General features: G+C 55.8%; 25 protein-coding genes and 1 tRNA gene. 8 read left to right on the top strand and 18 right to left on the bottom strand.

Annotated features, from left to right (window positions below; genetic code table 11):
• Window positions 1-2: 2 nt before the first annotated feature.
• The 4 genes from ACKWRH_RS28335 to ACKWRH_RS28320 all read right to left on the bottom strand — a co-directional run bounded on the left by ACKWRH_RS28335 (window position 3) and on the right by ACKWRH_RS28320 (window position 4,001).
• Window positions 3-518 carry an HK97 family phage prohead protease gene (locus ACKWRH_RS28335; protein WP_445216199.1) on the bottom strand — a complete coding sequence of 172 codons (516 nt, stop codon included), beginning with the start codon at window positions 516-518 and terminating at the stop codon, window positions 3-5.
• Complete coding sequence (locus tag ACKWRH_RS28330) at window positions 515-1,696, bottom strand: phage portal protein (RefSeq protein ID WP_445216198.1); 1,182 nt, start codon at window positions 1,694-1,696, stop codon at window positions 515-517. The genes ACKWRH_RS28335 and ACKWRH_RS28330 overlap by 4 nt, the downstream gene beginning before the upstream one ends.
• Complete coding sequence (locus tag ACKWRH_RS28325; RefSeq protein WP_445216197.1) at window positions 1,689-2,213, bottom strand: hypothetical protein; 525 nt, start codon at window positions 2,211-2,213, stop codon at window positions 1,689-1,691. The genes ACKWRH_RS28330 and ACKWRH_RS28325 overlap by 8 nt, the downstream gene beginning before the upstream one ends.
• A 171-nt stretch (window positions 2,214-2,384) precedes the next feature.
• Window positions 2,385-4,001 (bottom strand): hypothetical protein, encoded by a 1,617-nt coding sequence (locus ACKWRH_RS28320; protein WP_445216196.1) that lies wholly within the window; start codon window positions 3,999-4,001, stop codon window positions 2,385-2,387.
• A gap of 838 nt (window positions 4,002-4,839) precedes the next feature.
• Between ACKWRH_RS28320 and ACKWRH_RS28315 the strand changes: the two genes are divergently transcribed.
• Complete coding sequence (locus ACKWRH_RS28315; RefSeq protein ID WP_445216195.1) at window positions 4,840-5,343, top strand: DUF4760 domain-containing protein; 504 nt, start codon at window positions 4,840-4,842, stop codon at window positions 5,341-5,343.
• Window positions 5,344-6,004: 661 nt separating this feature from the next.
• The gene (locus ACKWRH_RS28310; protein ID WP_445216194.1) at window positions 6,005-6,760 is read left to right on the top strand and encodes a hypothetical protein; all 756 of its coding nucleotides are present in this window, start codon (window positions 6,005-6,007) and stop codon (window positions 6,758-6,760) included.
• A gap of 650 nt (window positions 6,761-7,410) precedes the next feature.
• Here the strand turns inward: ACKWRH_RS28310 and ACKWRH_RS28305 are convergent.
• Together ACKWRH_RS28305 and ACKWRH_RS28300 are read right to left on the bottom strand one after the other, a co-directional pair.
• On the bottom strand, window positions 7,411-8,487 hold the full coding sequence (locus tag ACKWRH_RS28305) for an AAA family ATPase (protein ID WP_445216193.1): 1,077 nt from the start codon (window positions 8,485-8,487) through the stop codon (window positions 7,411-7,413).
• Window positions 8,484-8,786 (bottom strand): hypothetical protein, encoded by a 303-nt coding sequence (locus ACKWRH_RS28300; RefSeq protein WP_445216192.1) that lies wholly within the window; start codon window positions 8,784-8,786, stop codon window positions 8,484-8,486. Before ACKWRH_RS28300 ends, ACKWRH_RS28305 begins: the two co-directional genes overlap by 4 nt.
• A gap of 331 nt (window positions 8,787-9,117) precedes the next feature.
• Between ACKWRH_RS28300 and ACKWRH_RS28295 the strand changes: the two genes are divergently transcribed.
• From ACKWRH_RS28295 to ACKWRH_RS28285, 3 genes are all read left to right on the top strand, one after another.
• A tRNA-Thr gene (locus tag ACKWRH_RS28295) sits at window positions 9,118-9,193 on the top strand.
• Window positions 9,194-9,321: 128 nt separating this feature from the next.
• Window positions 9,322-10,395 carry a DUF262 domain-containing protein gene (locus ACKWRH_RS28290; RefSeq protein ID WP_445216191.1) on the top strand — a complete coding sequence of 358 codons (1,074 nt, stop codon included), beginning with the start codon at window positions 9,322-9,324 and terminating at the stop codon, window positions 10,393-10,395.
• A complete protein-coding gene (locus ACKWRH_RS28285) occupies window positions 10,373-11,017 on the top strand; it encodes an MAE_28990/MAE_18760 family HEPN-like nuclease (protein ID WP_445216190.1) in 645 nt (214 codons plus the stop codon). Before ACKWRH_RS28290 ends, ACKWRH_RS28285 begins: the two co-directional genes overlap by 23 nt.
• Before the next feature lie 421 nt (window positions 11,018-11,438).
• Here the strand turns inward: ACKWRH_RS28285 and ACKWRH_RS28280 are convergent, their stop codons facing one another.
• From ACKWRH_RS28280 to ACKWRH_RS28265, 4 genes are all read right to left on the bottom strand, one after another.
• Entirely contained in the window at window positions 11,439-11,945 is a 507-nt protein-coding gene (locus ACKWRH_RS28280) for a hypothetical protein (protein ID WP_445216189.1), read from the bottom strand.
• Window positions 11,935-12,279: a hypothetical protein gene (locus tag ACKWRH_RS28275; RefSeq protein ID WP_445216188.1), complete on the bottom strand. Its 345-nt coding sequence runs from the start codon at window positions 12,277-12,279 to the stop codon at window positions 11,935-11,937. The genes ACKWRH_RS28280 and ACKWRH_RS28275 overlap by 11 nt, the downstream gene beginning before the upstream one ends.
• Window positions 12,266-12,700 (bottom strand): hypothetical protein, encoded by a 435-nt coding sequence (locus ACKWRH_RS28270; protein ID WP_445216187.1) that lies wholly within the window; start codon window positions 12,698-12,700, stop codon window positions 12,266-12,268. The genes ACKWRH_RS28275 and ACKWRH_RS28270 overlap by 14 nt, the downstream gene beginning before the upstream one ends.
• 241 nt (window positions 12,701-12,941) lie before the next feature.
• A complete protein-coding gene (locus ACKWRH_RS28265; protein WP_445216186.1) occupies window positions 12,942-13,826 on the bottom strand; it encodes a hypothetical protein in 885 nt (294 codons plus the stop codon).
• Window positions 13,827-14,325: 499 nt separating this feature from the next.
• On the opposite strand from ACKWRH_RS28265, the gene ACKWRH_RS28260 reads away from it, so the two are divergent.
• Complete coding sequence (locus ACKWRH_RS28260) at window positions 14,326-15,360, top strand: IS110 family transposase (protein ID WP_445216185.1); 1,035 nt, start codon at window positions 14,326-14,328, stop codon at window positions 15,358-15,360.
• Between the two features lie 525 nt (window positions 15,361-15,885).
• Here ACKWRH_RS28260 and ACKWRH_RS28255 read toward each other — a convergent pair.
• The 8 genes from ACKWRH_RS28255 to ACKWRH_RS28220 form a co-directional block, all read right to left on the bottom strand.
• Window positions 15,886-16,920 (bottom strand): IS110 family transposase, encoded by a 1,035-nt coding sequence (locus tag ACKWRH_RS28255; protein ID WP_445216184.1) that lies wholly within the window; start codon window positions 16,918-16,920, stop codon window positions 15,886-15,888.
• A gap of 219 nt (window positions 16,921-17,139) precedes the next feature.
• A complete protein-coding gene (locus tag ACKWRH_RS28250; RefSeq protein ID WP_445216183.1) occupies window positions 17,140-17,907 on the bottom strand; it encodes a hypothetical protein in 768 nt (255 codons plus the stop codon).
• A 139-nt stretch (window positions 17,908-18,046) separates the two neighbouring features.
• A complete protein-coding gene (locus ACKWRH_RS28245; RefSeq protein WP_445216182.1) occupies window positions 18,047-20,572 on the bottom strand; it encodes a phage NrS-1 polymerase family protein in 2,526 nt (841 codons plus the stop codon).
• Between the two features lie 72 nt (window positions 20,573-20,644).
• Complete coding sequence (locus tag ACKWRH_RS28240; RefSeq protein WP_445216181.1) at window positions 20,645-21,037, bottom strand: helix-turn-helix transcriptional regulator; 393 nt, start codon at window positions 21,035-21,037, stop codon at window positions 20,645-20,647.
• Between the two features lie 95 nt (window positions 21,038-21,132).
• Window positions 21,133-21,360, bottom strand: a complete 228-nt coding sequence (locus tag ACKWRH_RS28235) for a hypothetical protein (RefSeq protein ID WP_445216180.1) — start codon at window positions 21,358-21,360, stop codon at window positions 21,133-21,135.
• A gap of 402 nt (window positions 21,361-21,762) precedes the next feature.
• Window positions 21,763-22,398: a hypothetical protein gene (locus ACKWRH_RS28230; protein WP_445216179.1), complete on the bottom strand. Its 636-nt coding sequence runs from the start codon at window positions 22,396-22,398 to the stop codon at window positions 21,763-21,765.
• Between the two features lie 317 nt (window positions 22,399-22,715).
• Window positions 22,716-23,984 (bottom strand): tyrosine-type recombinase/integrase, encoded by a 1,269-nt coding sequence (locus ACKWRH_RS28225; RefSeq protein WP_445216178.1) that lies wholly within the window; start codon window positions 23,982-23,984, stop codon window positions 22,716-22,718.
• Between the two features lie 380 nt (window positions 23,985-24,364).
• Window positions 24,365-24,838 carry a hypothetical protein gene (locus ACKWRH_RS28220; protein ID WP_445216177.1) on the bottom strand — a complete coding sequence of 158 codons (474 nt, stop codon included), beginning with the start codon at window positions 24,836-24,838 and terminating at the stop codon, window positions 24,365-24,367.
• Window positions 24,839-25,145: 307 nt separating this feature from the next.
• On the opposite strand from ACKWRH_RS28220, the gene ACKWRH_RS28215 reads away from it, so the two are divergent.
• Together ACKWRH_RS28215 and ACKWRH_RS28210 are read left to right on the top strand one after the other, a co-directional pair.
• Entirely contained in the window at window positions 25,146-25,631 is a 486-nt protein-coding gene (locus tag ACKWRH_RS28215; RefSeq protein ID WP_445216176.1) for a hypothetical protein, read from the top strand.
• A gap of 70 nt (window positions 25,632-25,701) precedes the next feature.
• Window positions 25,702-26,238: a hypothetical protein gene (locus tag ACKWRH_RS28210; RefSeq protein ID WP_445216175.1), complete on the top strand. Its 537-nt coding sequence runs from the start codon at window positions 25,702-25,704 to the stop codon at window positions 26,236-26,238.
• Window positions 26,239-26,248: the final 10 nt, after the last annotated feature.

Below are 26,248 nucleotides of genomic sequence, written 5' to 3'. Positions count from 1 at the left end.
CCTTAGAGAATGGCCGCGTGTGCGGCGTTAATGGCCTGTACCAGCCGGGTGAAGTCGGTGCGGCTCTTGACACGTTCGACTGTCGCGGAAGGCAGCATGGGAAACGTAACGATGCTGATCTCAAAAAGATCGACGGCTTCGAGCCGCCGGACGTTCTTGGTCCGATCGAACGAATCTTTCTTCGAGACGTACCCGATCGACAAGCCGTCAAGTGCGCCCGCCTTCAAGAGCGCGTAGGTGTCGCGACCTTGCGTCGAGTCCAGAACCAGTTGACCGGTGACCTTTAGGCCGAATGAATCTTCAACCAATGACTTCCACACGCCAACCGGCCGTGCGGTGTCATGCTGTAGAAGCATCTTGATCTTGCCGGGTGATTGCAGGAGCGTCTTTGTGAACGCACCCGGCATCACAACGTCTCTGCCCAAGTCGGTGATCCCGAAGCGGCTGGCGTAGCCGGAAAACGTCCCGTCGTCGCTCAGCGACTTGGTGTCGAAGTCAAATAGTGCGCCTGTTTTCATGCGGCGCGTGTCCTTTCTGATGGTGAATCGTCGTTGGCGGCAATCAGCCTGTCGCCGCCGTCGATGGGTGGCTTATTTTCAAGAGCCCGAGCTTCATTCGGAGTCATCCAAGGCCCGCCTACTGCCGCGCTGTAGGCTTCTGTCCGCGCTTGAAGGTTGGCGCGAGTGAGCGCGCTAGTATCGAACTCAATCGAATGCGTTGCGCGTTCTGCCGGAGTGAAAAGAATGCGGTTCAGAACGCCCTGCCATTGCAGAAGCCAAGGCATCAGAGTCGAGTCCAAGAACCACCGATTCATTTCCGCCGAATTGCCCCAGGTAGCGCGGCCCATTTCACTTAGAAGATGCGGCGGCACGCGGAAAGCGCGGCTGATCTCCTCGATTTGGAACTTTCGCAGTTCGGTGAATTGCAGATCAACACTAGAAAACGTCAGCGGGGTGAAGTCTGCATCAAAATCCAAGACGGCGGTGCGTCCCGAATTCGCACTGCCGCCAACGAACTGTTGCCACTGCTCTTTGAAGCGTTCCCGCGTCTTATCGTCCAGTCGGCTCTTAAGCTTCAGGATGCCACCCGGCCTTGCGCCTTTGCCCATAAGGCTCGAAGCGTGTTGCTCCATGGCGAGCGCTAAGCCGATGGCTTCGCGCGCATGCTGAATGGGCGCTGTTCCAACGATGCCATCCACGCTCACCGCGCGTATGTGGATCATATCCGTATGCGGGACGGTGCGGGTGCCTCCGGCAGCGTCGTGGACCGAGTACACGGGTTCGCCGGTTACAACGTCATAGTTCGTGGTGACGGTGCTCGGCGGCAATCTGATCAGTTCGAGCGGAACGCCACCCGCGCGATTGACGTAGATGTACCCATTGCCTCTAAGAAGCGTGTCAACCTGAACCTGAAGCCGAAGTTCGTAAGAAGACTGAAAGTCATTCGGCTCACTGTGAACTAACCGAAAAACGGGACCGTCACGATCGACGGTTTTGCTATCGCCGTTGAGCTTGAGCACATTGACCGGCAATGAGGCGACAGATTCCGCGATTACACGAACTGCCGCATTGACGGCGGGCACACGCATCGCTGAATGCGGATCGACTGCGAGCCCCGATGAGGTGTGCGGATGAAAGTGGAATGGTTCGGCGACCGAGAATGATTTCTTGAAGAACCTGTTAACGAACTCAAACACGATCTGGCCACCGATTGTAATGGAGCCCAATAGCGAGGTCGAAGAGGCACTTTCCGCTGATCGTCATCGATCGTCGGACCTTCGCGTCCGTCCATTTCTTCGACTGCGGGCCGAAGATTAGTTCAAGCTGTCCGTCTCTTGTCTCAAGAGACAATAGTGCGCGCGGATAGTTGCAATCCACTTCAAGCCGTGATCGATAGGCCATGGCCGAGACGGCATTTGGACCTTTGAAGCTGTCAATCAACCGCGTGAGCACTTCGCCAAGCGAGTCGCCTTCGTCATTGACCAAGCCGTAATAGGAACAAGCTGCGCTGAGCATGTCCTTTCCTGGAACGTCCGCGAGCAAGGCAAACAACAGCATCACTAACGAATATGTATTCATGACCGGGATGTGAGAACCTGTAGCAGACTCCCAGATACCGGCTTCAATTAAGCGACGCTTCGCCGCTTGAACGTTTGGTAGCGCTAAGCCGGTTACTAGCGCCGTACCTTCCATAAGCTCTTTCGCCGTTGTCACGGCATATCCTTTCGTAAGTCTTGGGCGGCCTGCGACTGCCACAAACGGAGGGGTTGAAAAATGAAAGCCCGACACCGTTTAGGTCACTAAGAACGGAGTCGGGCTAGGGGCGAAGAATTGATCCCCCTAATAAAATACGTTGCGAGTTGTCAGAATATGACGCGTCGCCGCTCATTCGGCATGACGTGTTGCGCGACTGCAACATTGTAGCCGCCATACGCTGTTCGGCCGGAAGATCGTCCAAAGCATGGGATGGAATCGGTTCGCCGGTGCAGGCCGTCGCTGCCAATCGTGCAGGGCGCTAACGCTTGACCAGCTTTGAGCGTTTCCTTTGATAAGACGTGGCGAGTCGGCAGAAACTGACACAAGAGCGTCGGCTATCGCCCGCGAGACCCATTTGACCGCAGCTAGGCCATATCGATGGTACGTCCGCTTGGAGGCGGGGTGGCCAAGGTATGCTTCCCCGATATCGGCGTAGCTTCCAGCGAGTTTCGTGGTGTGCTCGCTCCATACGAGCATGTCCGAAACAAGCCGCTCTTTAGCGCTGAGACGCTTTCGAAGATGCGTTCTGTCTAGCTTTCGTTGCACCACATCGTCAAAGGGCTGTAGATCGTTGGGTGCTGCGCTCTTCGAACCAAAGCAGTACCCGAATTGCAATTCATCATAGGAGTACACGTCATAAGGCAAGCCGCCGGTGAAGGTCGCACGGGGGTACAACGGCTTCCAAAAGTGTGGATCGCTACCTTTGCTTTGCGGTCCCTTGGGTGTGCCGTAGGCGTCTTTTACGGGATGATTGCTGTAGTTGAGTAATTGCCCAAGTCGTGGCGTGTTACCACCTTGGTGTCTTTCAGTTGCGAATTCGAGATCACCTAGTCGAAATATCGGCAAGTGACGCCTAGCAGAAGGATCATCTAGCCTGATAATCCGCGCGCCGCTTCCGATCGTTTCGGCATATAGGACGTTGCCGCCGACAGGTATGATCATTTCATTTCGGTGCTGTGAAACATAGCCGACCCTCGCCAACAATGGGGCGGTACGTACCCAACGTGATGCATACTCAATATCTGGGGTATCAAAGCGAGCTTGTAGCTCTTGCCAACTAGGTCTCAGTTCTAATTCAGCATCGGGATCACGGTCCGGCAGCGGCGATGAACGGTCATATTCTTCCGCGAATAGTTTTTGAGGGTCAATCTCTCCCCAATTGGTTTGCAATGGTTCGGTAGATCGGTGCAGATCGAAATAGAGCAACAGTGGCAAGAGTACGCGTGAGTCTTTTTCGCGGCTGGGCGAAGCATTGCGGGGCGCTCGCCGAAATAGATCGTGATCAGGGTATTGTTCCTGAGGAAATTCGACGCGATAGATATCGACAATGTTGCAAAGCTCCGACGGGGGTGCGAGATGGTCGGTTGACCATCGGTCTACAGCGTCACGCCACGCGCCGTCGTCGCCCCGCACCTTGCGTAGGGTGACGCCATCATTGACCGGGATCGGCGGGGCCAAGCTGTGCCCGCGCGGCTTCGATATCTGTAAGTTACACCTTGGCTTGGTCCGAACGCGACGCTTGTACTCGACGAACGATGCGCCATCGCCCGTATTGTGCTGGCGAACTGTCGGAGTACGGAATAGCTTATTCAATTGTGTCTCGGACCAGGTAGCACCGATATCATCAGGTGACTCGGCCATTTCACTTTCAAGCTGCTCTAATTCGTTGCGCTTACGAATTTCCATCCTCTCATGTTGCAAGCGGTGGTGGTTCTTTGGAGTTTGAGCGCCAGCATGTTTCGCCATGGTGTCGGTAATGCATCATCGTTCGCACTCACGACGAGCGCGTTGTTGGGTTAATTTTTGATCAAGCAGATAGACCTGCGAGCGCAGTCAAGCCGCGATTGACGATATGTAGGACCGGTGCCTGTTAGATTGGGGCGGACCAATCGGGTCTGCGCCGAGCCTCAGTGGTCCAAGCGAGCACCCGAATTTCGTTTACGTCGCGATGCTTCAGAAGTTCGCCGAATAGCTCCACACCCGCGAGCGCAACAAGATGAAGTTCGGCCTGCGTCGCCTCAGGTCGTTCATGTATCGCGGCTTGCAGATATCGCACCATTAGTTCGTCGGGGTAATAACCGAACTGAATCATGGATCGGTAAGTGGCGTCTTCGTTGTGTTTCATCATGCCTATCCAATGATTTGCGTCGTGGCAGGAGCGATAGTCAACGTTCGCTGCGAGGCTGAGCGTGCCGCGTCCTATCTTGAAATTGTGTCAAAGGCAAACGAAGTTCGGTTTTACCTAAAATCGGTAAAAGGGCAATTCCGAGTAGAAATGCAGGTTGAACAGAAAGACATTTTCTCGGCCATCGCGCGTTGATCAACTAGCGGGTGCAAGAAGTGCGCGTTTTGCGTGCCGGAAAAATTTCTGATGATTGAGAATTGCAAATTCGCGGCGTGGGGCGCGGCCACAGGCTGCCGACGAAGATGGAATACCATCGTGGAGTGTCCATACGTCGAGATGTTCGATAGCCACGACTCTACGGGAAGTGATGTCTGCCTGCGACCCATAGCGGCCATCGACGGCTCGGCTTGGCAATGATACACTTAAAGATTGTGAGACCGGGTTAGCCGGAGAAGCCAGGTGGACCTAACATCCGAGTCAGTAAAAGCAATTACCGCGTCGGTCGCCGCCATAATCGCGATTTGCACGTTTCTTTGGGGAGTTTGGGTTTATCGAAGTCAAAAGAAGCGGGACCACGAACTTGAAGTAGCAAAGGATCGACTAAGCAGGTTCGAGAAGTTTCAGGAGTTCCAGAAGCGATACAGAGAAGAGGACGCGCTAATCAAGGTGAGGCAATGGATTTACAGCGAGCAACACAGTTCGACTGGCTTGCCGAAGCCGTCTGACTATGAGTTGCAGCAATTCATGGGTTTCTTCGAAGAGATAGCGATTATGATCAATTCTGGGCTTATGAGCGACGACCTAGCTGCCTACACGATTGGTATCGATGCGGCGAGATTTTATGACACGGTAACCACTTATCACGGCGACCCATATTTTCGGCTGTTCAACTCGTTTGCTCTGCGAATGCAAAATCGCTTCAGGACGTTAGCCGAAACCGAAATTTCGGCGCTGCGGTTTTGAACCACAAGGCGGAAACGCCGCCGTCGAAAGAAGAGCCCGTTCGACTGGGACCGCTTGAGTTCTGGCTTTTGCCCGTAGCAGACGTTGACGCTTCGCGCGCTGAAGCCAACTTTCGGCTGAGACAACGAGCTAGAGCGATGTCCGGCCCGGTCTTCGGAGACCGGGGCCGGGCTTCGCACCGGCCGGGGGTATAAGGGGGGTGCGAAGCACATGAGTGCGAAGGGGTTCGAAGCAGTGCGAAGCGAGGGTGCGAAGGAATAGTTCGGTGTTAAGTCCACATTCCTGACCGGTTGCGCGCTAACGGCGATGAGCGTAACCTAAGCTTGTTTTTGGATGTTAATAAGCGTACGGGCTGTGGTTGCGAGTCAAAAGGTCTCCAGCAGATTTTGCTGAGTCTTGTCGAGGCTGCCAAAGCCCGCATTCCCAAATCTGCGATAGAATGGAAGTTTGAAGTTTGCTGCGAGCAATGAAGCTCGAGTGAGGCAGCTAAACCGTGAAGTCCTACCCCGGCCGGGCCGCCCGCGCGCTGTGTGCCGTCCGGTGGCTTAGCCGCCGGGTTATCTGCCCAGAGCGAGTAAGCAGTGCGCTCGCACTACCGTCAACGCTAGCCGCCTTTGTATTCATCGCAGTCGGGAAGCGTCCAATTCATTTGGAGAATCCCATGTTGCACAGGATAGTTGCGGTTGTTCTTGGAGGTTGGTTGTCGGTGTTGTCTGCTCAGGCGCAAACTTCCACACAACGAGTGCGCGCCGATACGTCTGCACAATATGCGTTGCTGAAGCAAGTGATAGGCAATGAATTACATGAGTGGACTGGACGGCCGGGAAGCGAGATTGATTTTCCATGCGTGCAAGACGCTGGAGTATTCAGATCAAAAGATGACCAGATAACCGCGATGGGATTCCTCGCGGCAGAAACGGTTCAGGCGGACAGGATTTTACGATGGGCAAAGTATCCGCCGTCTGTTTGGGAAAAGAGCTTGGCAGATGCTGAACAGCGTCAGTTGGCGCGAATCCGGGGAGGCAATGTTTCCAGAGTCCTTTATGGAAACGACATTGAAGCGCTGAAAACGAAGCTTGCAGCGTATCGGCAGACGAAGCCTGGACTGCCCCGAATATCCTGGGAGCTAGAGTGTGGTGGCACCTTCGGCCATACTGTTACCGTTGTGATACAGCCGCCCGGGAGAAGGATTCGATACATCGAAGCTCTATACTACACCTTCTGTGCATCGCAGGGAATTGATCCAAAGAAGTTCAGGGAATGCAATCTTTGGAACACGTTGAATCACGGTGAGGAAGCAACCTTCGATGGAGCATACTGGTATCAAGTTGAGCGCAGCGATGGCTCTTCCACTGAACCCCGGCGAAAAGATTTCAGTGATACGCCTGACAGCGTGAAGCGATGGGTCGTCAATTAGGCACCGAGCATGGCATCGTTCGACGACTTGTTGAAGAATTATGGCAAGCTTTCCGCTTGGGCTGTAACCTCGGGTGTCGTTCCGTTTCTGGGTGCTCTGGGTTCGTTAGCTCCACCTTCGCATCCGATGGCGGTCGCGGGAATCACTTCTGTCACTCAGCTAGTTGTCCTTGCAATGACGTACCAACATCTGACTTCGCCGAAGAAGCAGGTCGTGAGCCGAGTTATGTTGTGGAGTTTTGGCTTTTTGATCCTTTCCTCACTCATTTACAGCGTTCTGTTTAGATTGCTAACAGTCCCCCTTCTAAATAGCTCGGAGCGAGTCGTCAGAGGCTACGCGTGTACGACAATCGCATTGCACGAGTTCGGTGATAAGTGTCCGCTATTGGGTGGGCGCGAACTAAATGAAATTAGAAATCGGACCGATGTGCTATGGACAGACATCTCATTGAGTGTTTCCCACATCGTTCTCTTTGCTTCCTGGCTTGCAATATTTATCGCGTTGGCAACACTTATCGGAAGCTTTGTCGCATATCAAAATCGGCGGAAGCGTAGCAAGATGAGTGCCACGCCTGCGCGATAGCGTTGCCATCCCTCAAGTCATTGTACCTGAAAGATGGCCACGTCGTTCGTGGGTACCGCTCGCGGGCTTCAGTGGACTGTTGTTACCAACATGTCATACCGCCGCGACGGCGGCCCTTGTGTCTCGATGCGCAGTACGCCCGCGTCCATCAGCCGTTGCATCGCTTCCTTCATCTTGGCTTTCGTGTAGCCCTTGACGTTCTCAGCAATCATTTTTGGCGCATACGTCGCACACGGCTTGGGGCTCAACCGGTAGCCTTGGGCCGTGAGCTTGACGAAGGTCGAAAGAAATACGTCATCAGCGGCACGGTTGGCCAGACTAACAGCCGCGCCATCAGCGCCCTGATCAAGAACAAACGCGCCATCGTTCCAACGCAGCGCAATTTCCTCGCCGACGCGACCGTGATTTGCCTTCATCACCCGCAACACGCGGCGATCAGGATCGTCCTTGTCCATTTCGAGGTACAGGCGCGATCGGGCACTATTCGACCAAGCCGTTGAGCCTGACGTACCACGGCCCGTGGTTAGTCCCGTCAACGACGGGTGCGCGAGCAACAGCACGGCGCAATTGTTGTCCAGGGCGAGCTTGGCAAGCTTCTGCACGAACTGGCGAACCTGCACGCGCTTAATTTCGTCGCCAGCGAAGACATCGGCGGCGGGATCGATCACCACCAGACGCGGCCTGTGCTCTTCAACCGCCTTCTTAAGCTTCTCAAACTGGCCTGTCATTGAGATGCCGCCAGAAGCGCTTTGCGTGGCCAGTGTAGGGTCCAATCCGGCCATGGGTATCACACGCACCCCTTCAAGGTCGCGCAACTGGTGGCCGCTCTGAGCGACGATAGCGGCGAAGCGGCGGTGCAGTTCGTCGGCCTCGTCTTCGGCCGTGTAGAGCAGCGTGGGGCCGGGCTTTTCCACCGGCCTGCCGAACCAGTCGAGCTTCAGGGCTGTCGCCGCAATCAACTGCATGGCGGTTAGCGTCTTGCCGGTTCCTCCGTCGCCGTAATAGAGCGTGACCACCCGCATAGGGATCAGGCCGTCAACTAGCCAGTCGCGCGGCGGTACCGGCTTGTCCTGCCAGTCGCGAGGGTCGATCACCGGCAACGGGTTGCGGGTGAGTTCAGCGGTAAGGAATTGGTCCCAATTCATTGCAGAGCACCGATCAGGCGTTGCGCGTATGCATCGAAGCTATCGAGACCCGGCCGGATGCCAACCGCGCGGCTGGTATCGGACAGGACATCATTCCAGCGCTCGCTATCGTCGAAATGGGGAGCGAGGGCGGCGCACTGTTCGCCTGTCAGAAAGACCTGTCTAGCTAGGTCGCCAAGCCGATCAGCGGCTGCCATATTGCGGGGATCGTTCGGGAAGCGTTGGGCAATGGTTCGGCGCCAACGCGCGGTTCTCTTGAGGCTGGCGTAAATCGCCGCCTCGATCTCGGTTCTAGTCATTGTTTCCGTTGAAATTGGTCGGAAGCACCCGGCCGGTGGCGCACGAAAAGAAAAACCCGCCGTGCGCGGCGGGTTGATGGATAGGTCCGAGCTATTCGGACCAGATACCGAAGCTAAATGTGCCGTGTCTGTTCTTGTCGGCTAAATCGGTGGTGCCGGCTGAGGGGATTGAACCCCCGACCTTCGGTTTACAAAACCGTGGCTTCATCGATATTGTCGGTGATATTTCAAATAGATAGATATTTTCGAATTCATCTGGGTAACCAACTGGGTAAATGCGCAGCGATCCATTGCCCCGATCGGCGCTGTTCTGATATGACCGGGGGCCGTCGCTGGCATAGCTCAGTTGGTAGAGCACGTGATTTGTAATCACGGGGTCGCGGGTTCGATCCCTGCTGCCAGCACCAATTCCCACCTGCCAATCCCGCTCCAAGAACCAACAATACCGCATGTCGTGTGGATGGTTGCAGAAGGCGGTTTCCTCCACCTATCAGCGCGTTATGATCCCGCAGGACCACCCTAGGACTAACCCGACATGGCCACCGCAGAAGAACTGGCGCAACAACTGAGCGAACAGCGGCGCACTGTCGATTTCGACACATTCGACATACAGGTCCAAGAACTTCTGCGGATGCTGAAGGACGGCGAAATCTCAGTAGCCCCCGTCTATCAGCGACAGTTTCGCTGGGACAGCGAGCGCTGCTCCGAATTGATAGAATCTTTGCTGCTCGGTATCCCTATCCCTAATCTGTTCATGGCAACAAACATCGACAGCACTTGGGAAGTTGTTGATGGCGTGCAGCGGCTCAGTTCATTGGTGAAGTTTGCAGGCGACGCCAAACTGAGGGCTAAGCTCGGGCTTGGCGAGCCGCTGAAACTCGAAAATCTAAAAAAGATTGCCAAGTTCAATGACGCAACATTCGACGAATTGCCTGCAAACATTCAATTACATTTCAGAACGCGTCCGCTCAAGGTCGTTACCCTAAATGACAAGAGCGACAAGATAGTTCGCATCGACCTATTCGAGCGACTGAATACAGGCGGAATTGAGCTAACGAATCAAGAAATTCGCGACTGTGTGTTCTACGGCCCGTTCGCAACGCTGCTGGACACACTTGCGAAGAACAAAAACTTCAACACCGTCGTGAAGCTAACTAAAAAGCAGGAAGGCGACGGAACACGGGAAGAATGCGTTCTGCGCTACTTCGCGTTTCTCGACCGTTATAAAAAATTCGACCACAGCGTCAAAGACTTTCTCGATAACTACATGCGTGACGCGAGCAAATCTTTTGCTACCGCGCCTCACGAAACAGAATTTGAAAAAGTGTTTGCCGAACTCGCGAAGGCATTCCCCAAAGGACTTTTCCGAGCAGGTGGCAAGGGTCGCACTCCCCTCAATCTCTATGAAGGCATTGCCGTTGGTGCCGCGCTGGCACTGAGAGAAACAAACCATCTCAAGCTTCAGGGCCTTGGAGATTGGATCGATTGCGACGAACTTCGTTCCTACACCACCGGTGCAACGAATGATCGGGGTGCAGTAAGGGGGCGTATCGAGTTCTGTCGGGATCGATTCCTAGGACAGGCCTATGTTCCTTCAAATCAAAGCTGAAGTTGAGGCGAGGTTCGCCGCCATCGAGTCTTTCTTTCGCTTAACGAAGGGGTTTCAGGGTGATGAAGGCGCAACTGCCAAAGGTCTAGTCTTTGTCCAAGCATATGCGGCTTACGAATACACGGTGAGCAGCGTAGTGAGAGCCGCAATTGACGCCATCCGCACGCATAACCATCGCCTGCAGGACCTGATTCCTTCGCTACTGGCGCTCGCATTAGATGCCGAACTCAGCTCGCTGCGGGATGGAGGCGAACGAAAGGTTTGGGAAAATCGGCTTAGCCTATTCGAAAAAGCGCTATCGAAAACGCCGTTTGATGCTGCGGGCAACAGTGTCATTCCGCACGATGGGTCGCACTTTAGATATACCCAACTGCAAATGATCTTTCGAGTATTTGGGATCAAACGATTGCCGGTCAGACGACGCGCGCACATTGGCAGAATCAACGAGGTCGTCGGCCACCGAAATCTGATCGCGCACGGAACAGAGAAGGCAAGCGACATCGGCAGACGGTATACCCGCGCGGAAATAACTCACATCGCCCAACAGATGCGGAGTGTCTGCTTACTGCTTATTCAAGTCTTCGACCACCATTGCGTCAACGGCGCTCGACATCGCAGATAAAACCCCTCAAACACCGCAAAGCAAATGCCTTTAGTAGCCCAACATCAATGATCATATCACCAACACGGTGTACCGATTTGCGACGCCTGCACAGTCGTGAACCTGGGGTTAGCCGCGCGCGCCCACTCCGCGCAGATCACTGCAGCACTCGGCCCCACTAGCGATTTTCATCGCGGTCGTCCGTTCGCACAGCGACTAACTGCCGGGGCATTCGATTTGGGAAATCACGAATCTATCCAGCGATCTCATATGGTCTGCGTGAAGTGTGATGGTGGCTCTGTCGCCGTCCTTTGCTAGTAATTCCTGAATGTATTCGAAAATGTGCGCGCCAATCTCACGGTGATCGTTGTCGCTAAGATTCGTCGCCATGGGTGCCTCTGTTGCCTTGGACGATTGAAAGACGGCCCGCCCGATCGCCGGTCTATTTACGCCATTCGCGGCACTTGTCTGGAAACCGCCTTGCCAGCTGATCCACGTAGTCATTGAACAGCCGCTCAGCGTCGTTCAACGAATTGGTTTGCTTTTCGAAAAACAACTGCAAGTTCTTCGGTGTTTCAAACGAATGATCCGGTGTGGTCAAGATGTGCTGGTGTACGATGCGAAGAAATGTTTCGCGGCTAATCGAAAGATCAGGCGTCGTGACATTGGCGAAAAACTGTACCTCGCGCGCTGGCTCGCTCTGATATTTGTCCAGATAGAGCGCCTCGCATTTTCTAATGACGGCGTTTCGATTGGACGCATATTTGCCATTCCTGCGGTCATATTCCGCTGCGATCGCAAAATGCATCAAGCCATCGCGATTGAATGAGTAGAGCATTGGGTGCGGGTGAAACACCTTGTAAATCCGCACATCGCGAAGCGGCGAATTATCGACAATACCATGCACAATGCAGTGGTCGCGCATCGCCGTGTTTGCTTCATTGATCATTGTAGATACTCCATTTGCGGGCCGCGTCGGCTTCCGTGTCGGTCAACAGTATCCTTGGTGTTTCGTCGAAAAGCGCGGTTTCTACGTCGCGGCGCATCGATGGCGGTCCAGACCCTTCAAGCATTTGTGCGTATGGGCGCGCTTGAATTTCGATTTCGTCATCATGCTTAGCTTTGCACCGTTCAAACCATCGCTCGTTGCTCGCTTTCCATCTTTCACAATAATCGCGTTGTTCACCGGTTAGCGTTTCAAGCTTCGCCGCGAGGCTGCGGGCAGGCTTCACGATCGCAATGAGTGCAGCAAGCCTGCTGCGGTCGCGATCACTTATTGGCATTTAGAAATTGTTCCAATTCGCCAAGGCGATCGCGCAAGTCGTCGATATCCGCGACTGATTTCAGTTTCTCAATTGCGGTGGCAATCGCTTTCATTTCATCCGCTGAAATGTCGCCAGCAATAAACGCCTCCTTGATATCTTCCGGTTCAGCGCCGTGCATTTCTTGCGTGCGTGCGCTCGGTAAGCAGTAACGAAGCACCAGAGTTGTTGCCCATTGCTCTTTAGCGTCCAGAGCGTCGGACAGATTGGCGACAGCGCGATTGCCCATCGCTCGGACAACTTTCATCAACTCGGCGGATTGTTTGTTGCGTGATCCGCGTGGCCTCCCGGTATTGCCCGGTCCGGATACGAAGCGGCCCCGTTCGTCTTTCGCGACCGATGATTTACCGAGAATTACGGCGAAGTTGGGCGGTGCGTTCATAGGTTTAAATCCACCGAACGGAGATGTTGTGCCGATAGAGCCATGACGCCAGAGCCTGCGTATCAGTCAACGAGGCGTTTCCGGAGCGCACAGATTTCGGCATGCCGTGCGCCGTGCGCCAGTAGTGCAGCGTTGCGTTCGTGGCCCGCAGTGCCGCGCGGAGCGCAACCGCGTCAATGTGTGGTGCTATTCGAAGCACCACACAGGGCGGCAATTGTGGGCCACGTAGACGCATTGCGGATTAGTTCGCGTTCTTCGGTGCGGTCAGCAAGGCGAAGGCTTCGTCTGTGGTGCACTGGCAAGCGAGTGACAGCCACGTAATTACATCGCGGCAAATCTGAATTGCTTGCTCAACGGTGCGCGCATTGACCTTCATCGCGGCAACAAACGTGTTCGCTTCCTGCATCATAGCGTCGTTATCACTGCCGATTGCGACCGGGTTGCTGGCGGATGCACGCACCGGGTATTTTGCGGCTAGCCCTTGGCGAGCGGCGAAGCGCAGCGCCATGAATTTGTCCATTACCAGCGCTGCCACCTCTGGGGGTAGCGCGGAAAGTGCGCCTGCGGCAACAAGGCCGGACAGTTGTTCAAGTTTGGAGTCCTGTGCCAATTCCACCCTACCCGAGGGGCTCGCCGCATCGAAGATCCTCACGGAGCGATTGCGTATGGGCCGCGTGGCCGGCGTCTCGGGCGCGGGAGTTGAGAGATCAACGCGAATGCTCTCGCTGCTGGCGTGGAAATCTGCGATGGCCTTACAGAACGTGTTGAAGGGAACGCGCAGGATCGCGGGCAGGGAAGCTTTCAGATGCTCCGTGAGGGCTTCCGGTAACAAGCGAGCGGATGCCTGGGCGATCTCCACGTTGCCGCCTGCAATCCCCACGTACACGCCAGCCGCTGGGCCTGCGAGCGGCGTATCCTTGGCGAACGCAGTCGGGATGAACACCTGCGCGCGTTGCTGGGTTCGGGTGTCGATGAGACCGAGAATGTTTCCCCGCCCGGTCTCGTTGTTGCTGGTCTGGAGCATTGGCATTTCCGGATTTCCCTTTCGGATGACTTGATGCGCGGCGCGCGCGTCCTGTGTTCTGATCAAGTCATATTCGCGGGGATCGATCAACGCGATAATCACAGCAATTTCAAATAGTTACATGTGAACTTCATCGCGAAAGATGACGCGATGTCCACCGCAACGATCATCGCTTAACCATCGCAACGTTGTTGAGCATCGGTTCAGCAAACTGAAGCGCGTCAACGCGAAAGCGCTTAAATTGCTGTGTTTGCGTGATACTGAATTTGCGCGGGTAGCAGCCGGGGGAAATCTCACAACCCTGATCGCAATTCCGATCACAGTTGCAGTCTCGTGAAACTATGGTCGTTCTTTTCCATAATTTCGGCTGGACAGCTTGGACAGGTCTCCTATTCCCTACGCCGTAAAACATCCCTGATGTATTTTTCTGCAGAGGAGCAGAGACGCTGTCCAAGCTGTCCAGAAACAGAAAAGCGAAAACTAGATGCGGTAATGGGCCCGGCTCCGAGCAAGGGGTCATGATGGTGGCTGTCCCCCGATAGATGATGAAACGGGGTCACGATTTGAGTCGGCCCCAAGCATCTGGAGACGGAGGACAGCCGTGGACAATTATGCCGGAATCGACGTGTCATTGGAACTGTCGAGCGTGTGTGTTGTGGACGCCCAGGGTAAGATCCTGAGGGAAGCAAAGGTCGCAAGCGAGCCCGGCGCCTTAGTTGAGCTTTTTGAGGCGCTCGGCTTTGCAGTGAAGCGGATCGGGCTGGAGGCTGGGCCGCTGTCGCAATGGCTGCATGCGGGCCTGAGAGGTGCAGGATTCGAAACAGTTCTGCTGGAAACGCGGCACGTGAAGGCCGCGTTGTCTGCAATGACGGTTAAGACGGATCGGAAGGATGCCCGCGGGATCGCCCAGTTGATCCGGATGGGGTGGTATCGATCGGTACACGTAAAGTCGGTTGACGCGCAAGAGATCCGGGCACTCCTGATCGCACGCAAACAGCTTCTCGGGCGGCTCATCGATGTAGAACTAAGTATCCGAGGGATTTTGCGCGGCTTCGGTCTGAAGGTTGGTCCGGTGACGCGAAGGAATTTCGAAGCGCGGATTCGAGAGCTGGTTGCGGGCCAGGCGACATTGGAGCGCATTGCCGATGCGATGCTTTCGGCGCGATCGACCCTGAAGGCAGAATACGGAAGGCTACACAAGGCTGTGCTGGCAGCTGTGCGTGACGATGCGGTCTGTCGCCGGCTGATGACAGTGCCAGGCGTTGGTCCCCTAGTGGCTATTACCTACAAATCGGCGATTGATGATCCTAAGCGCATTGCAAAGTCAAAGGCAGCAGGCGCGCTGTTCGGGCTCACACCAAAGAAATATCAATCGGGAGAAAAGGACGTCACGGGCGGAATCACGCTGGCCGGCGATGAGACGGTGCGGACGGTCTTGTATGAAGCCGCCAACGTTCTGCTATCGCGTATCACACGGTTCTCGAAACTCAAGCGCTGGGGGATGGACGTCGCCAAACGGCGAGGCTCGAAGCGCGCAAAAGTCGCCCTGGCACGTAAGCTCGCAGTGATCTTGCATCGGATCTGGGTCGACGGCACAACTTACCGATGGGCTGAAGCGGGGCCGATAGCGGCATAGAACAGGCGGAGGAAATTAAGAACGCAACCGGGCTGAACTGAAGCCCAATGCCCGAAGTCCCGTCGCCGGGACGGTGGATCCGGTGAAGCCGTTACACGCCCAGTGGCCGTCGTCTGACGAACCACGCGTATCTAGATAGGCTCACCGCTCCCTCTGACAGCATGATGTGGCGGCCAGGCGTCGACCACGGACAGAAGCATGAGCTCGGCGGCGTGACGTTCACTCGGGAGGCTTGACATCATCGGGCCCATTACAGAAGGGCGTGTACTCATCTGTGGACGCCCCGCCAGATGCAAGCGGTTTTTGAGGAAGATTGGCACGTAGTCGGATGCTGCCATCTGTCCGGCCTCTGATGCAGCGATGGAGCTGCGGGCCTGTATGGGAGTTCGCGGACCGGAACCAAATCATAAATGCGTGCTCTAGGCACGATGAGTACATCTGGTTCTTCCGGCCCCGTCTCGCCGACTGTTGCACCATACCCTCCTTCGACCGACTACACCTCTGACGACCTCAGGCCCACCAAGATCACGCCTTGGCTGCGACCGGAGCCCTGTAATTTTCCTGCTTTACAAGTAGCGCCCAGACGATCCGCGCCATCTTGTTGGCGAGCGCGATGGTCACCAGCATGCGCGGTTTGCGAGCCAGCATCTGTTCGAGCCACGAACCCCTTGGCGCGCCGCGTTTGCTTGCCTGTTGCACGACCGCGCTGCTGCCGATGATGAGGAGGCGCCTGAGCGTGCGTTCGCCCATCTTGGATGTCGCACCGAGCTTCTGCTTGCCGCCTGTCGATCTTTGAAGAGGCGTGAGACCCAACCAAGCGGCGAAGTCACGGCCTTTGGCAAAGGTCTCGGCCGGCGGTGCTAGAGCGGCGATCGCGGTGGCGGAGATTGGGCCAATGCCGGGAACGGTCATTAGCCGGCGCGATACTTCGTCCTCGCGAGCACGTCGCGCGATTTCCTGGTCGAGGTCCGCGACCTTGCCATTGAGGTCGGTCAGCAGGTCCAACATCAATCGGAACATGGCGTGGGCCGCTTTGGGGAGCGAGCTGGCCATCTCTTCTTCCTCGATCAGGTCGGTAAGCATCGTCACGTGCGACGGCCCCTTAGGTGCGACCCATCCATATTCAGTGAGGTGTCCCCGGATCGCGTTGATGAGCTGCGTTCGCTGCCGCACTAACAGGTCACGGGTCCGAAACACCAGACCCGCCGCCTGTTGCTGTTCGCTCTTCACGGCCACGAACCGCATGCTCGGCCGCTGCGCTGCTTCGCAGATCGCCTCGGCATCGATCGCGTCATTCTTTTGACGCTTCACAAACGGCTTTACGTAGGCGGGAGGGATCAGCCGAACTTCATGGCCAAGCTGGGCGAGCTGCCGGGCCCAGTGATGGGCTCCGCCACATGCCTCCAGAGCTACCGTGCAACTCGCCTGGGCTGCAAAGAAATCCAGCAGCTTTCCTCGGCTGATCCGTTTGCTGAATATAGCGCGTCCTTCCCCGTCCGCGCCATGAACGTGGAAAACATGCTTGGCGATATCTAGACCGATTATGCTAACCTCTGCCACGGACGCCTCCCTTAAGTGGTGCCAACACCTCCACTTTGGCACATCGATGCCGTCGGCGGGGCGTCCACCCCATCATGAATCTATCTTGCAGCTTCCGGCATAGCTTCGTCCGCACCGCCCAAGTAAGCGGACATTCGCAGCTCATGGAAGATGGCGGGCGTACCGCCGCTGCTGCTACTACTAAGATGCAGCAGCCGGATAAAACTCCCAGCGGTAAAGCTATTGACTATTAGATCTGGATTGAGGGCCACGTTCCATCCCGATCCTCATACCTGGCGGCGCTAGAGCAGGGTCTCTGCCTTCGGTGCAGCCGCTCGGAAGCTTTGGAACGAAATCAATGTAAACTGTTTCCCTACGCAAATCCTTCTGCAGTCCCCAGGTGTGCTCAAGTGAGTACCTTAGTTCGTCAGCAAGACACTCGACTGACCAGCGGAGATTGTGGCGGTCTTCCAACGGAAAGTCGATAACGTGATTTATTTCTTCTCCGACAAGCCGCGCCGCGTTACGTATTCCCAAGTCACCGACCATTTCGAGCTCGCCCCAGCGCAACTGAAAAAACTTTCGAGCGTTTTCTTTCCACACTTCGCTGTCGGTTTGCAGATCGAGTTCGGTCAGCCTGCTTGATACCCGTACCGCTTCAAGATAGGCGGCAAGGCGCTTCTCCAAAAAAGGTTTCTGAGCCTCAATGCGCCGCGAAGCGCTGTTTTCCTTTTCAGTTGCAGCTCTGTTTCTCTCGGCCTCCGCAGCCGCCGCAATTCGCGCTTTCTCCGCCTCTTGAACCTGTGACCGACGAATCGTTTCAGCCTCTACCCTGTCACGCTCCAGTTTCGTGTAGAACTGCTGCGTGTTCTCTTTGAACTGATAAACACTCCATGAGCCGGCAACGAGGGCGGTTATGACCGTCCACCCTCCAGCGGCGACAACCACAATTAATGGGCTCCACTTTTTCCACCATAGATTCAGTCGTTGGCGTTGCCTGCTATCCATGACGTACCCCTCCATGACTACAGACGACCGTCGATTGTAGCCGAAGTGCGATACACTTCAAGTATGGATGCACGCCCTAGGAAGCCGCACCTGTGACCGGGATGGCAACAAAAAGCCCGGCGCAAGCCGGGCTTGATGACTATTCCGATGACCGATTGAAAAAGGTTGTTGCGGCGTTGTGGGCTGCAGATGCCAGCCAGCGGGCCGGGTTGTCGTAGACATCGGCTGGTTTCAAGTCGCGAACGATGATCATGCGTCTTTTGTCATTGCCAGTTCCAATACGCTTATCGAGATAGATCATATCAAGCTTCATCAGGTTGCGTCGGATCGCGGCTCGATTGAGTTGTTCGCCGAGTGCCCGTTGCCTGAGAAAGTTTTCGATAGTGGTGTAATCGACGACTTGGGCGCTGCATTGGTCTCTGAATTCCTTTAGCGCCTGTTCAAGATCGGTCGAAACGCTGTTGAGCATCCTGTCGCGCGCGGCATTGTTCATCGATCGATCACCGACGTTGAAGCCTTCAAGCGACCGCGTGGACAAATGCGCCCATACCGCCGCAATGAATTCATCGCGCCGAACAAGGTCATAGATGTCTTTGTAGTACGCGGTTGACTGCGGTTTTATCGGATTTTCAACGATGTTCCATCGCCGATCGTCGCGCTCAATCGGTAGGGCGTCCCAGTTGTTCGAAAACACAAGCCAACGCATTGCGTTGTGTTCAACCCATTCCAGTCCGTGCTTTTCGTTGATCTCGCGGAAATCAGGATTGACCATCGTCTTTAGTTTCTCGGACAGCGCCCATGTGTTCGGGCCGCGCATTCCTGCTTTGGCTTCATCAACGATCATCAACAGCTTGCGCGACATTCGACCGTTAAACTTGCCGTCTAGAACAACATCCAAAATCGCATTGTTCAGCACATAGCCGCGCAGCACTCGCGAGAGAACGCCGCCAAGCCAGTTTCGACCAATGCCGGTCATGTTGGCGACGAAGCACCAAGCGGTTTCGACCTTCTCGCCGGGGTGCTGCAAAATATGTGCGAGCCAACGTTCGAACAAACCGCGTTCGGTTTCGATGGGCACAAGATAGGCAAGATGTTCGCGCCATCTGGTCAGCCATCGTTCGCGTAGTTGGTCATCGTTGATGAAATGATCGTGCCACGTTGGTTTGATGAGTCCGCGCCACGTATTGAACCCGCTCAGACCAACCTTTTCCGGAACGTCGCAAATCGAGCCGCCTTCGGGCTTCCATGTAACGCTGTCAACGCGCTTGCGCTTTTCGTGCGGTAGCCATTGCTCAAATGCCGGAACCAATTTCGTCTTTGTTCCGCCTGTTCGCTTATCGGTGTATTCAACCGGGTGTTTCGACGGTGCGTATTCGTTGCGTGCAACCGCAACAGATAGAACGTTCAGCGTCTTTGCATTCGCTACGCCGCCCGACGCACCGACACCGCTGACGAACAAGAAATCGTTGATCATTTCATCAAGCGTAATCAGCTTTGTTGTGATGTCGAATTCAAGCTGTTCGCCAATGCGCTCGTTCTCTTGGCGCTGTTTGTCGCGTCGCTCTTGATTGGTGCCACGATATACGTCGCGGCACGCCACGTTGCTGCTGCTGGCCGTCCTATTGCGATAATATGCCCGATTGCACCATTTATCGCGCTTGCCCAATGCGGACATGCCAAAAAGCCGGATCATTCGTACATGATCTTTGCCGGTCCAGAATGCGAGCTTGTTCATAAGCGCCAAGTCCGCGCCGCTGTGGTCGAATGGCTTTCCTGCCGACGACGGATAGAATTGGTTCAATACATTTGCGTCGCCGCTCCATAGTGCGGCGAACGGAACGCGGCGGCTTAAGATGTCGAATTGAGCTTTCGCGACAAAGTTGCTCGGATCGCGCACGATGGCGTCGTTCAGTTCGGTAATTCGCTCCGCAGACATCTTGTCATCAGATGCAAATATGCGGGCCAATAATTCCTGATCATCCTCCGGCCCGGACCATCGTGGGTCGCGGATAGTTTCGGTTTCTTGATTGTCATGATTATGTTCGCGAACTGGCAGGAATGTTTGTAGCGATGCCGTCTGCTCTAGGTCGGCGTTACCAATCCATTGGTTGCCTGCAATCGCAACGAAGCGGTTGTTTTGATAAAACTCAAATCGGCCGCCCCATCTGTTACGACGATTGCCGAATTGGGTTTTGTCGCCTCTCATGATCAGGTGCAAGCCTGTTCCTGATTGACTAACCTCCATCGCAACGCCCGGAAACAAGCGCGAGCAAATATGCGTTGCTTCATCGTTATATTCGCCGATTTGCGGATCACGGCACCCATCCAGGTCAATGAAAATATACGGATCGTTCAAGGTGAATACGAAGCCTATGCGGAATTCCGGATTGATGGTTGCGATCATCGTCGCGGTTTCGAAACTCGCCCATGTTGTCGGATTGGTCGTGTCGGCGCGTTGAAGCGTCTTCGGATCGTAAGGGATTTTGCGCGGTTTCGGTTCACCGTCGTATTGCTCAAGTCGCCACAGTACCCATTGCGGAAGGGTTTTCAGTCCCGCGAGAGGATCGGCGAGGCTTGCAGGCGGCTTTCCGCTATCGAATGCGCGCAAAGTGACGCCGGTTAGAGACGCGCAGTTGAGACGCGCGACGCGACCGTGTATAGTCATGATGCTTTCCTAAAAAAGCGATGATTAGGGGCCCTGCCGGGTTGCCACTGGCGGGGCCTTTTCCTTTCGGCGCTAGGCGGCGCTGGCGCGGCCGTTGATGAACGTTTCGAGGTCGGACCGGCGCCAGTAGCGCCGACCGCTGATCATGACCGGGGCGGGGAAGTCCGCCAGCGGAGGGATGATCTTGTTGCGCGTGCGATGGTGTAGACCGTGCTGCCAGCAATGTAGCGTCGCGTGCGAGATGTTGCCGAGCATTGTCCTGGCAGTCTTGGAATTTACGAGGATGTCGCTGGGCGCGAATGCCGCGTGCGTGCTCACGTCAACGAGCAGGACCGTTGATGTCATGGCGGATGACCTGATGATGTTGTTGAGGGGGTTCGCAGGCATCCGCCCGCCGCGCGCCGCGTCTTTACCGCGACTGGGGCCATCCGACCCTTGCGCCCGACGCATCCGCGTCGTGACCAATCGAAAATGATTTAATGAGTATGGTTCGTCAAGCGCGAGGCGCCACAATCAACAGGGTGAAAACCCTTCACCGCCAACGTTCGTGGTTCGGGGCATCAAATCGCCTCATCATGCCCGTAATAGTCAACGTAGACCGTGCCGATTGTTTTCCCGACGCTGTCCTTCAAATCGTGATGCCCGGATTCAAGCTCATTCTTCTCAAGCGAATCTGCTAGCCGGCGAAGTGCATCAGCAGCCCATTTGTTCAGTGTTGCGTCGTTGGGGCCTTGAAGGTCCATTTCGACGTCGCATTTGAGGCAGGGGACTATGTCGTCATCTTCCATTTCTACCGCCCCTAATTTCAAACTGAGAATACCGACTTGCAGTATAGTGGTACGCTACCGCTTTCGATGCAACGGTGACACAGGCTTGTCGGATCGGCCGCGCTGCTGACGTGTGCCAAGGGGCTATTGCGCGATGAATTTACCCGAGACGTCACCCGCACTGTTGGGCGCGGGAATCATCGCATTGAAATCACTACTGTTCGGAGCATCGGTCATCTAATTCTATAACCGATGCTCAAATAGCCGGGTGACTATTCGGCATTAACGTGGCCTGGGACGTTGGCACCGCGCAGAAGCAGCATCATGCCATCAATCTAAGCTTGCCTATCGGTCGCCGACACCCGCTCCCGCGAGCGACTAATAGTCTTTCTGACGAAACCTATCTGTGCAAGATAAGCCGCATCAATCTTCTATCGGCTGAACAAGTGGGTCCAACATCCCCCTATAGGTGTTTACTGCAAAGTTGAACTCGTCCTTCGCAAAACTGAATTTTGAGCGGATGCGCTCTGGCGACTCAGTGAGCCCTCGATGCAAGTGTCGCCTGGCGGCCAGTAAGTAGGTGCTCCAATCAAAAGCGTAAGGAGGAAAGAATTGAAAAGGAAAATATCTCAAATAAAGATACTCATCAGAACTCTTTTCGATCGTAGGTGGGTAAAGTGGAAATCGAGACGGGTAGTTATCGTAAATCTCGCGAAGTCCCTTGTCGATGATCACTCGTGGTACGCTTGCTTCGCTTTCTAACTTGAACGCGTCCATATAGGCGCTCCCAAGCAAGAAGCCGCGTTCGTGTATAAGCGGCCCGCCGGAAATGGCACCACGGCAAAGATAACCATCCCACAGCAGATCAATCCAAATTTTCGTCACCTTCCGGCACAATGCCGTAGACCCTTCGGCCGTGCGAGCGGTTGAAATAACTATGCAGTCGGAGATGTAAGTCAGCCGGGGGTCACCGAGTTCCTTTTCGATCACATGATCGGCTTCAAGTACGTAAATTGGCAGATCTGATCCGTAAGCCGCTTCATGTTGTTCGTTCGACATAAAATTTAGGCACGATTCGAGTCTGGCGTATATCGCTTCGTCCCAGCACGCCTCCAACTCTCGCACACGATTAGAAAACCCCAATATGTCTAGAAATGCGCAGTATCGATCTTGGAACTTGGTCGTCGATGGTGACTGTTCAGACATTATTCCTCCCATGCAAAATCCTGCAGGTCGCGTATTGCGTAATCTTTGAGAGCTTGCTTTTTTGTGAGAGACAAGCTCGCTGAAGGCATAGGTCTAAGATGGGAGCAACCACACTGGCAACATCGCGCACGGCAACAAGCAGCTCAGTAAGCGCAACCATCGCAGTTACACTATTGAGACACAACAAGCCTTGGGCGCGGTCGGTCAATGACGATTTCTTGCAATCGATCGGCCCATAGGTTTAAGGCTTCTCGCTTTTCGTCAGCGTATTCATAGCGATTGTAGATCGCTGCGACGCCGCTGACTTTGCCTGATTTGTGGTTCAGAATTGCTTCCGTCACTTCCTGTGTCACACGGAGTTTCGCGAGTTCGGTTGAAACCGTCCGACGCAAATCATGCAGGTGCCAATCTGGCAGTGCCGGATCGCAATGCTTTTCAAGGGCAACCTTTCCGTTAGAAAAGCCGCTAAATGGTGTGGTGCCGATCGTTGTGAAAACGTAGTCGGACATCTTGTCGGATGAGAGTGCCACTCGCGGTAGCGTCTTGATGATCGCGGTTGCCAGTTGCGGAAGCGGCACCATATGGGCGCGACCATTTTTAGTGCGCGATCCTTCAAACGTGATCGTATCGAGCGTGTCAGACAGTTCGGACCATTTCAGGTTCGCGATTTCGTCGCGTCGCTGACCAGTCAGCAAGAGCAGTTTGACCAGTGCCCCGAATGGATAGTCACAGGCTGTTGCAGCATTCCATACGACTTTAATTTCATCGTGTGAAAGAACACGGTCGCGGCTCTGTGGCTTCGGCGGTGACTGTGCGAATTCGATCACGTTTTTGCCGATCATCCGACCAACAGGTTTCCAACGGAAGAATGTGGACAAGACCGCAAATGCGTTTCGTCGCGCGCCGGGCGTCAATTTCTCGAGTAGTTTTTCAACGTCCCGGTAATCGAGCGTGCGGATATCGGTGACGTGTTTCCAATGCGGTTTGATGTCCGTTTTGATGATGCGATCGTATTCGTCCGCTGTGGAGGCCTTGACCGGCTTGCCTTTGAACCCGGTTGAGCGAGCGGTTTTGATGAATTCATCAAGCCAATATTCGAGGCTAAAGCGCTCGGTTTTGGATTGGCGTGGATCATGTCCGCGCTTTGCATCGGCTTTCACACGAGCGGCCAATGCCCGCGCCTCGGTGATGTTTAGAACTTGCTTGCTGGACGGCCGTTCGATCCGCTCTAAGCCAGAACCTTCCTCGTCATAGCGGCCTAGGGTGACTTTGGCGGCCTTGCCGTCCAGCTTGGTCCGGACTGCCCAGGACAGCGCGCCAGAGGGCTGCACAATGAGGTAGAGGCCGCTTACAGCATCGTCGGGGACTTCCTGACGGGCCTCGGTAGCCTTCAAATTCTTGATGAACGCGGCGGCGCGCTTGTGCTGTGCGGGGAGCATCGATTTGTCCGGGTAACCGGCCGGGTAATTCCGGCGGCCTCATCGTGGCATACCGAACCATACACTAGCCGACGCTCAACGGAACCATAAACGACTGAATCAACAGCAATTTCACCGCTAAAGTCACCGCAATAAGACCAAACCAAACTCAGCCAAATTCGCCGAAGTCTAATTACAAAACCGCTGCTCTACCGCTGAGCTAAGCCGGCCACGCTCATGAAGCGGGGCGGGGACCGGCATGTGCCGGAGCCGTCCGCCCATGCGCGCCGCAATATCAGACTTGGGTGGAAAGTGCCAGAACCCGAGGGGTGCGTTTCGCCGGCATGAAACAGGCGCCCCGTAGGGCGGCCTGAAACCGTTCAACTCGATGGATGAAGGCCTTATTGGCAGATGTGCTGGAGGCCGTCCGCTCCCTTGTACCAGGTGCCGGGCCGGCAAACGATGCCGTTGCGGGCCGCGTAGGTATCCCAATTGCCGTACCAGCCCATTTCGCTGCGGCCGCCGGCATACCCACCGGAATTGTCATAGGCGTAGGAATTGTCCCAGCCGCGGAACGGCGCGGATGCAACAGCTGCCGCGGTACCGACGGCGGCGCCAGCAACTGCGCCCGCGGTGTCTACCGGCCAGAAGCCCGATCGAGTTCCGTCATTCGGATCCACTTGGCCGCGGGCCATGTGCCGACGCCGATAGGCGCGATCGGTGGTGGGATCGGCGGGGCCGAGATTCTGGCAATTGAGATCCTGGAAGAGCCCCGTGCAGCGGCCCGAATTGTCGACTGTCGTTTGCGCAAAGGCCGGTGTTGCCAGCGTGGACGCGACGATCGCGGCCAAGCCAAGAAGCTTCAGGCTCGTCATGGCATTTTCTCCATGTTGTTGAGACCTGTGCTAAGCGCGCCATCCTGCAGTCGTTCCGCGGATTCTCGCATGTGGGGTCACATCGACGTGAGCCCGCCCAGGATGTGCAGTTTGTGCCACACAACCTCGTACGCTCCAGCATGCGCGGTGGGTTCGCGCCCCGTTAACGCTTCGCTAGCGCAGCTTGCGGCATTTGAGCCGCTGTCGACCCTTGCACGTTAGGCTTACCGGAAATTGGTGAGAGGGCCTTAACCCTCTCCGCGTGGCGATCAGATAGGTTGAGCGTCGGATAAACCGGGATCCTTCCATGCGCGCTGTGGCGCTCGCTGCCTTTCTGATCGGATTGCCCGCGACGGCGTTTGCCGGCGGCGGCTTCGATATCGTCGTTCCCGGCCGCCCGGGCGTGCCCATCATCATCAACAACATCGACGCGTCCTACAGCGTGGTCGAGGGTGTCTGGGGCCTCGGCAAGAACGTCCAGGTGCAGCCGACCATCTATGGCGGGCGCTACATCGCCGAGCGGCAGCCCGAGGACGTCGGCCATTATTATCCGACCATGGGCCTGCGGCCGGGCTACGGCCGGCTCGAGGTCGAGCCGCCCGCGAACCGAAAATTGCCCAGGCCCGCCGAGAGCTATCACCAGAGCTGGGGTGCGCAATCGGCGCCGCTGCCGCCGCAGATGGACGTGCCCGTCAATCCGCCGCCGGTGATCTTTGCGCCTGAGATCAATGACCGTCCGCGGCGTCCTCGGCCGCGGCCGCATGCAGAGGTGCCCGGAAGGCCGCCAACTTAAGAAACGTCAAAAATCCAAGAAAAAATCCAAGAGAAAAAATCCAAGATACTAAAATCAACAGGAGAGAGTAATGCGTCAGATGATTTCGGGACTGGTTGCGGCGGCTGCCGTGATGTTCGTCGCCACCGCGCCCGCCGCGGCTTGCGGCTTCAGCACGTGCGCACCGGTTGCGCCGGTCTATAGCGGCTGCAACACGGGTTGCGGTAGCTGGGGTTATGGCCCGGGCTATGGCGGTTGGGGCTTTGAGCACCTCGCCGAGCCGACCACTCAGTATTACTACGTCAACCAGGGCCCGACCTACACCGGCCCCGGCGCCTTCGCGCCGTACCCGACCTATCGTGAGGACGCAGTCGTCGCGCCCGCCAACTACGGCTACGGCCGTGGTTATGGATACGGCTACGGCTATGGCTATCGCGCCGCCGCCGTCGAAGCGCCGGCGGCCTATCCCTACCGCCGCCCGTACTACCGTCCGTATCGCTACGGCTATGGCCCGCGTTACGGCTATCTGCCGCGTGCGCACTACGGCTACGGTCAGCGCTACGGCTACGCCCACCGCCCCGCGCCGTACTATTACGGCGGCCATCGCGTGCTGCGCCGCTATTACTGATCCTTGATCG

The sequence above is a fragment of the Bradyrhizobium sp. Pa8 genome (genome assembly GCF_052588265.1).
The sequence above is the reverse complement of the archived record's forward strand: the minus strand, read 5'-3'. Positions and strand labels throughout refer to the sequence as shown.

What these genes read in the sequence shown, in the direction of transcription:
- ACKWRH_RS28335 (WP_445216199.1), bottom strand. Translation starts at nt 518, where the DNA reads ATGAAAACAGGCGCACTATTTGACTTCGACACCAAGTCGCTGAGCGAC.
- ACKWRH_RS28320 (WP_445216196.1), bottom strand. Translation starts at nt 4,001, where the DNA reads ATGGCGAAACATGCTGGCGCTCAAACTCCAAAGAACCACCACCGCTTG.
- ACKWRH_RS28310 (WP_445216194.1), top strand. Translation starts at nt 6,005, where the DNA reads ATGTTGCACAGGATAGTTGCGGTTGTTCTTGGAGGTTGGTTGTCGGTG.
- ACKWRH_RS28305 (WP_445216193.1), bottom strand. Translation starts at nt 8,487, where the DNA reads ATGAATTGGGACCAATTCCTTACCGCTGAACTCACCCGCAACCCGTTG.
- ACKWRH_RS28300 (WP_445216192.1), bottom strand. Translation starts at nt 8,786, where the DNA reads ATGACTAGAACCGAGATCGAGGCGGCGATTTACGCCAGCCTCAAGAGA.
- ACKWRH_RS28290 (WP_445216191.1), top strand. Translation starts at nt 9,322, where the DNA reads ATGGCCACCGCAGAAGAACTGGCGCAACAACTGAGCGAACAGCGGCGC.
- ACKWRH_RS28285 (WP_445216190.1), top strand. Translation starts at nt 10,373, where the DNA reads ATGTTCCTTCAAATCAAAGCTGAAGTTGAGGCGAGGTTCGCCGCCATC.
- ACKWRH_RS28280 (WP_445216189.1), bottom strand. Translation starts at nt 11,945, where the DNA reads ATGATCAATGAAGCAAACACGGCGATGCGCGACCACTGCATTGTGCAT.
- ACKWRH_RS28275 (WP_445216188.1), bottom strand. Translation starts at nt 12,279, where the DNA reads ATGCCAATAAGTGATCGCGACCGCAGCAGGCTTGCTGCACTCATTGCG.
- ACKWRH_RS28270 (WP_445216187.1), bottom strand. Translation starts at nt 12,700, where the DNA reads ATGAACGCACCGCCCAACTTCGCCGTAATTCTCGGTAAATCATCGGTC.
- ACKWRH_RS28250 (WP_445216183.1), bottom strand. Translation starts at nt 17,907, where the DNA reads ATGGATAGCAGGCAACGCCAACGACTGAATCTATGGTGGAAAAAGTGG.
- ACKWRH_RS28245 (WP_445216182.1), bottom strand. Translation starts at nt 20,572, where the DNA reads ATGACTATACACGGTCGCGTCGCGCGTCTCAACTGCGCGTCTCTAACC.
- ACKWRH_RS28235 (WP_445216180.1), bottom strand. Translation starts at nt 21,360, where the DNA reads ATGGAAGATGACGACATAGTCCCCTGCCTCAAATGCGACGTCGAAATG.
- ACKWRH_RS28230 (WP_445216179.1), bottom strand. Translation starts at nt 22,398, where the DNA reads ATGTCGAACGAACAACATGAAGCGGCTTACGGATCAGATCTGCCAATT.
- ACKWRH_RS28225 (WP_445216178.1), bottom strand. Translation starts at nt 23,984, where the DNA reads ATGCTCCCCGCACAGCACAAGCGCGCCGCCGCGTTCATCAAGAATTTG.
- ACKWRH_RS28220 (WP_445216177.1), bottom strand. Translation starts at nt 24,838, where the DNA reads ATGACGAGCCTGAAGCTTCTTGGCTTGGCCGCGATCGTCGCGTCCACG.
- ACKWRH_RS28215 (WP_445216176.1), top strand. Translation starts at nt 25,146, where the DNA reads ATGCGCGCTGTGGCGCTCGCTGCCTTTCTGATCGGATTGCCCGCGACG.
- ACKWRH_RS28210 (WP_445216175.1), top strand. Translation starts at nt 25,702, where the DNA reads ATGCGTCAGATGATTTCGGGACTGGTTGCGGCGGCTGCCGTGATGTTC.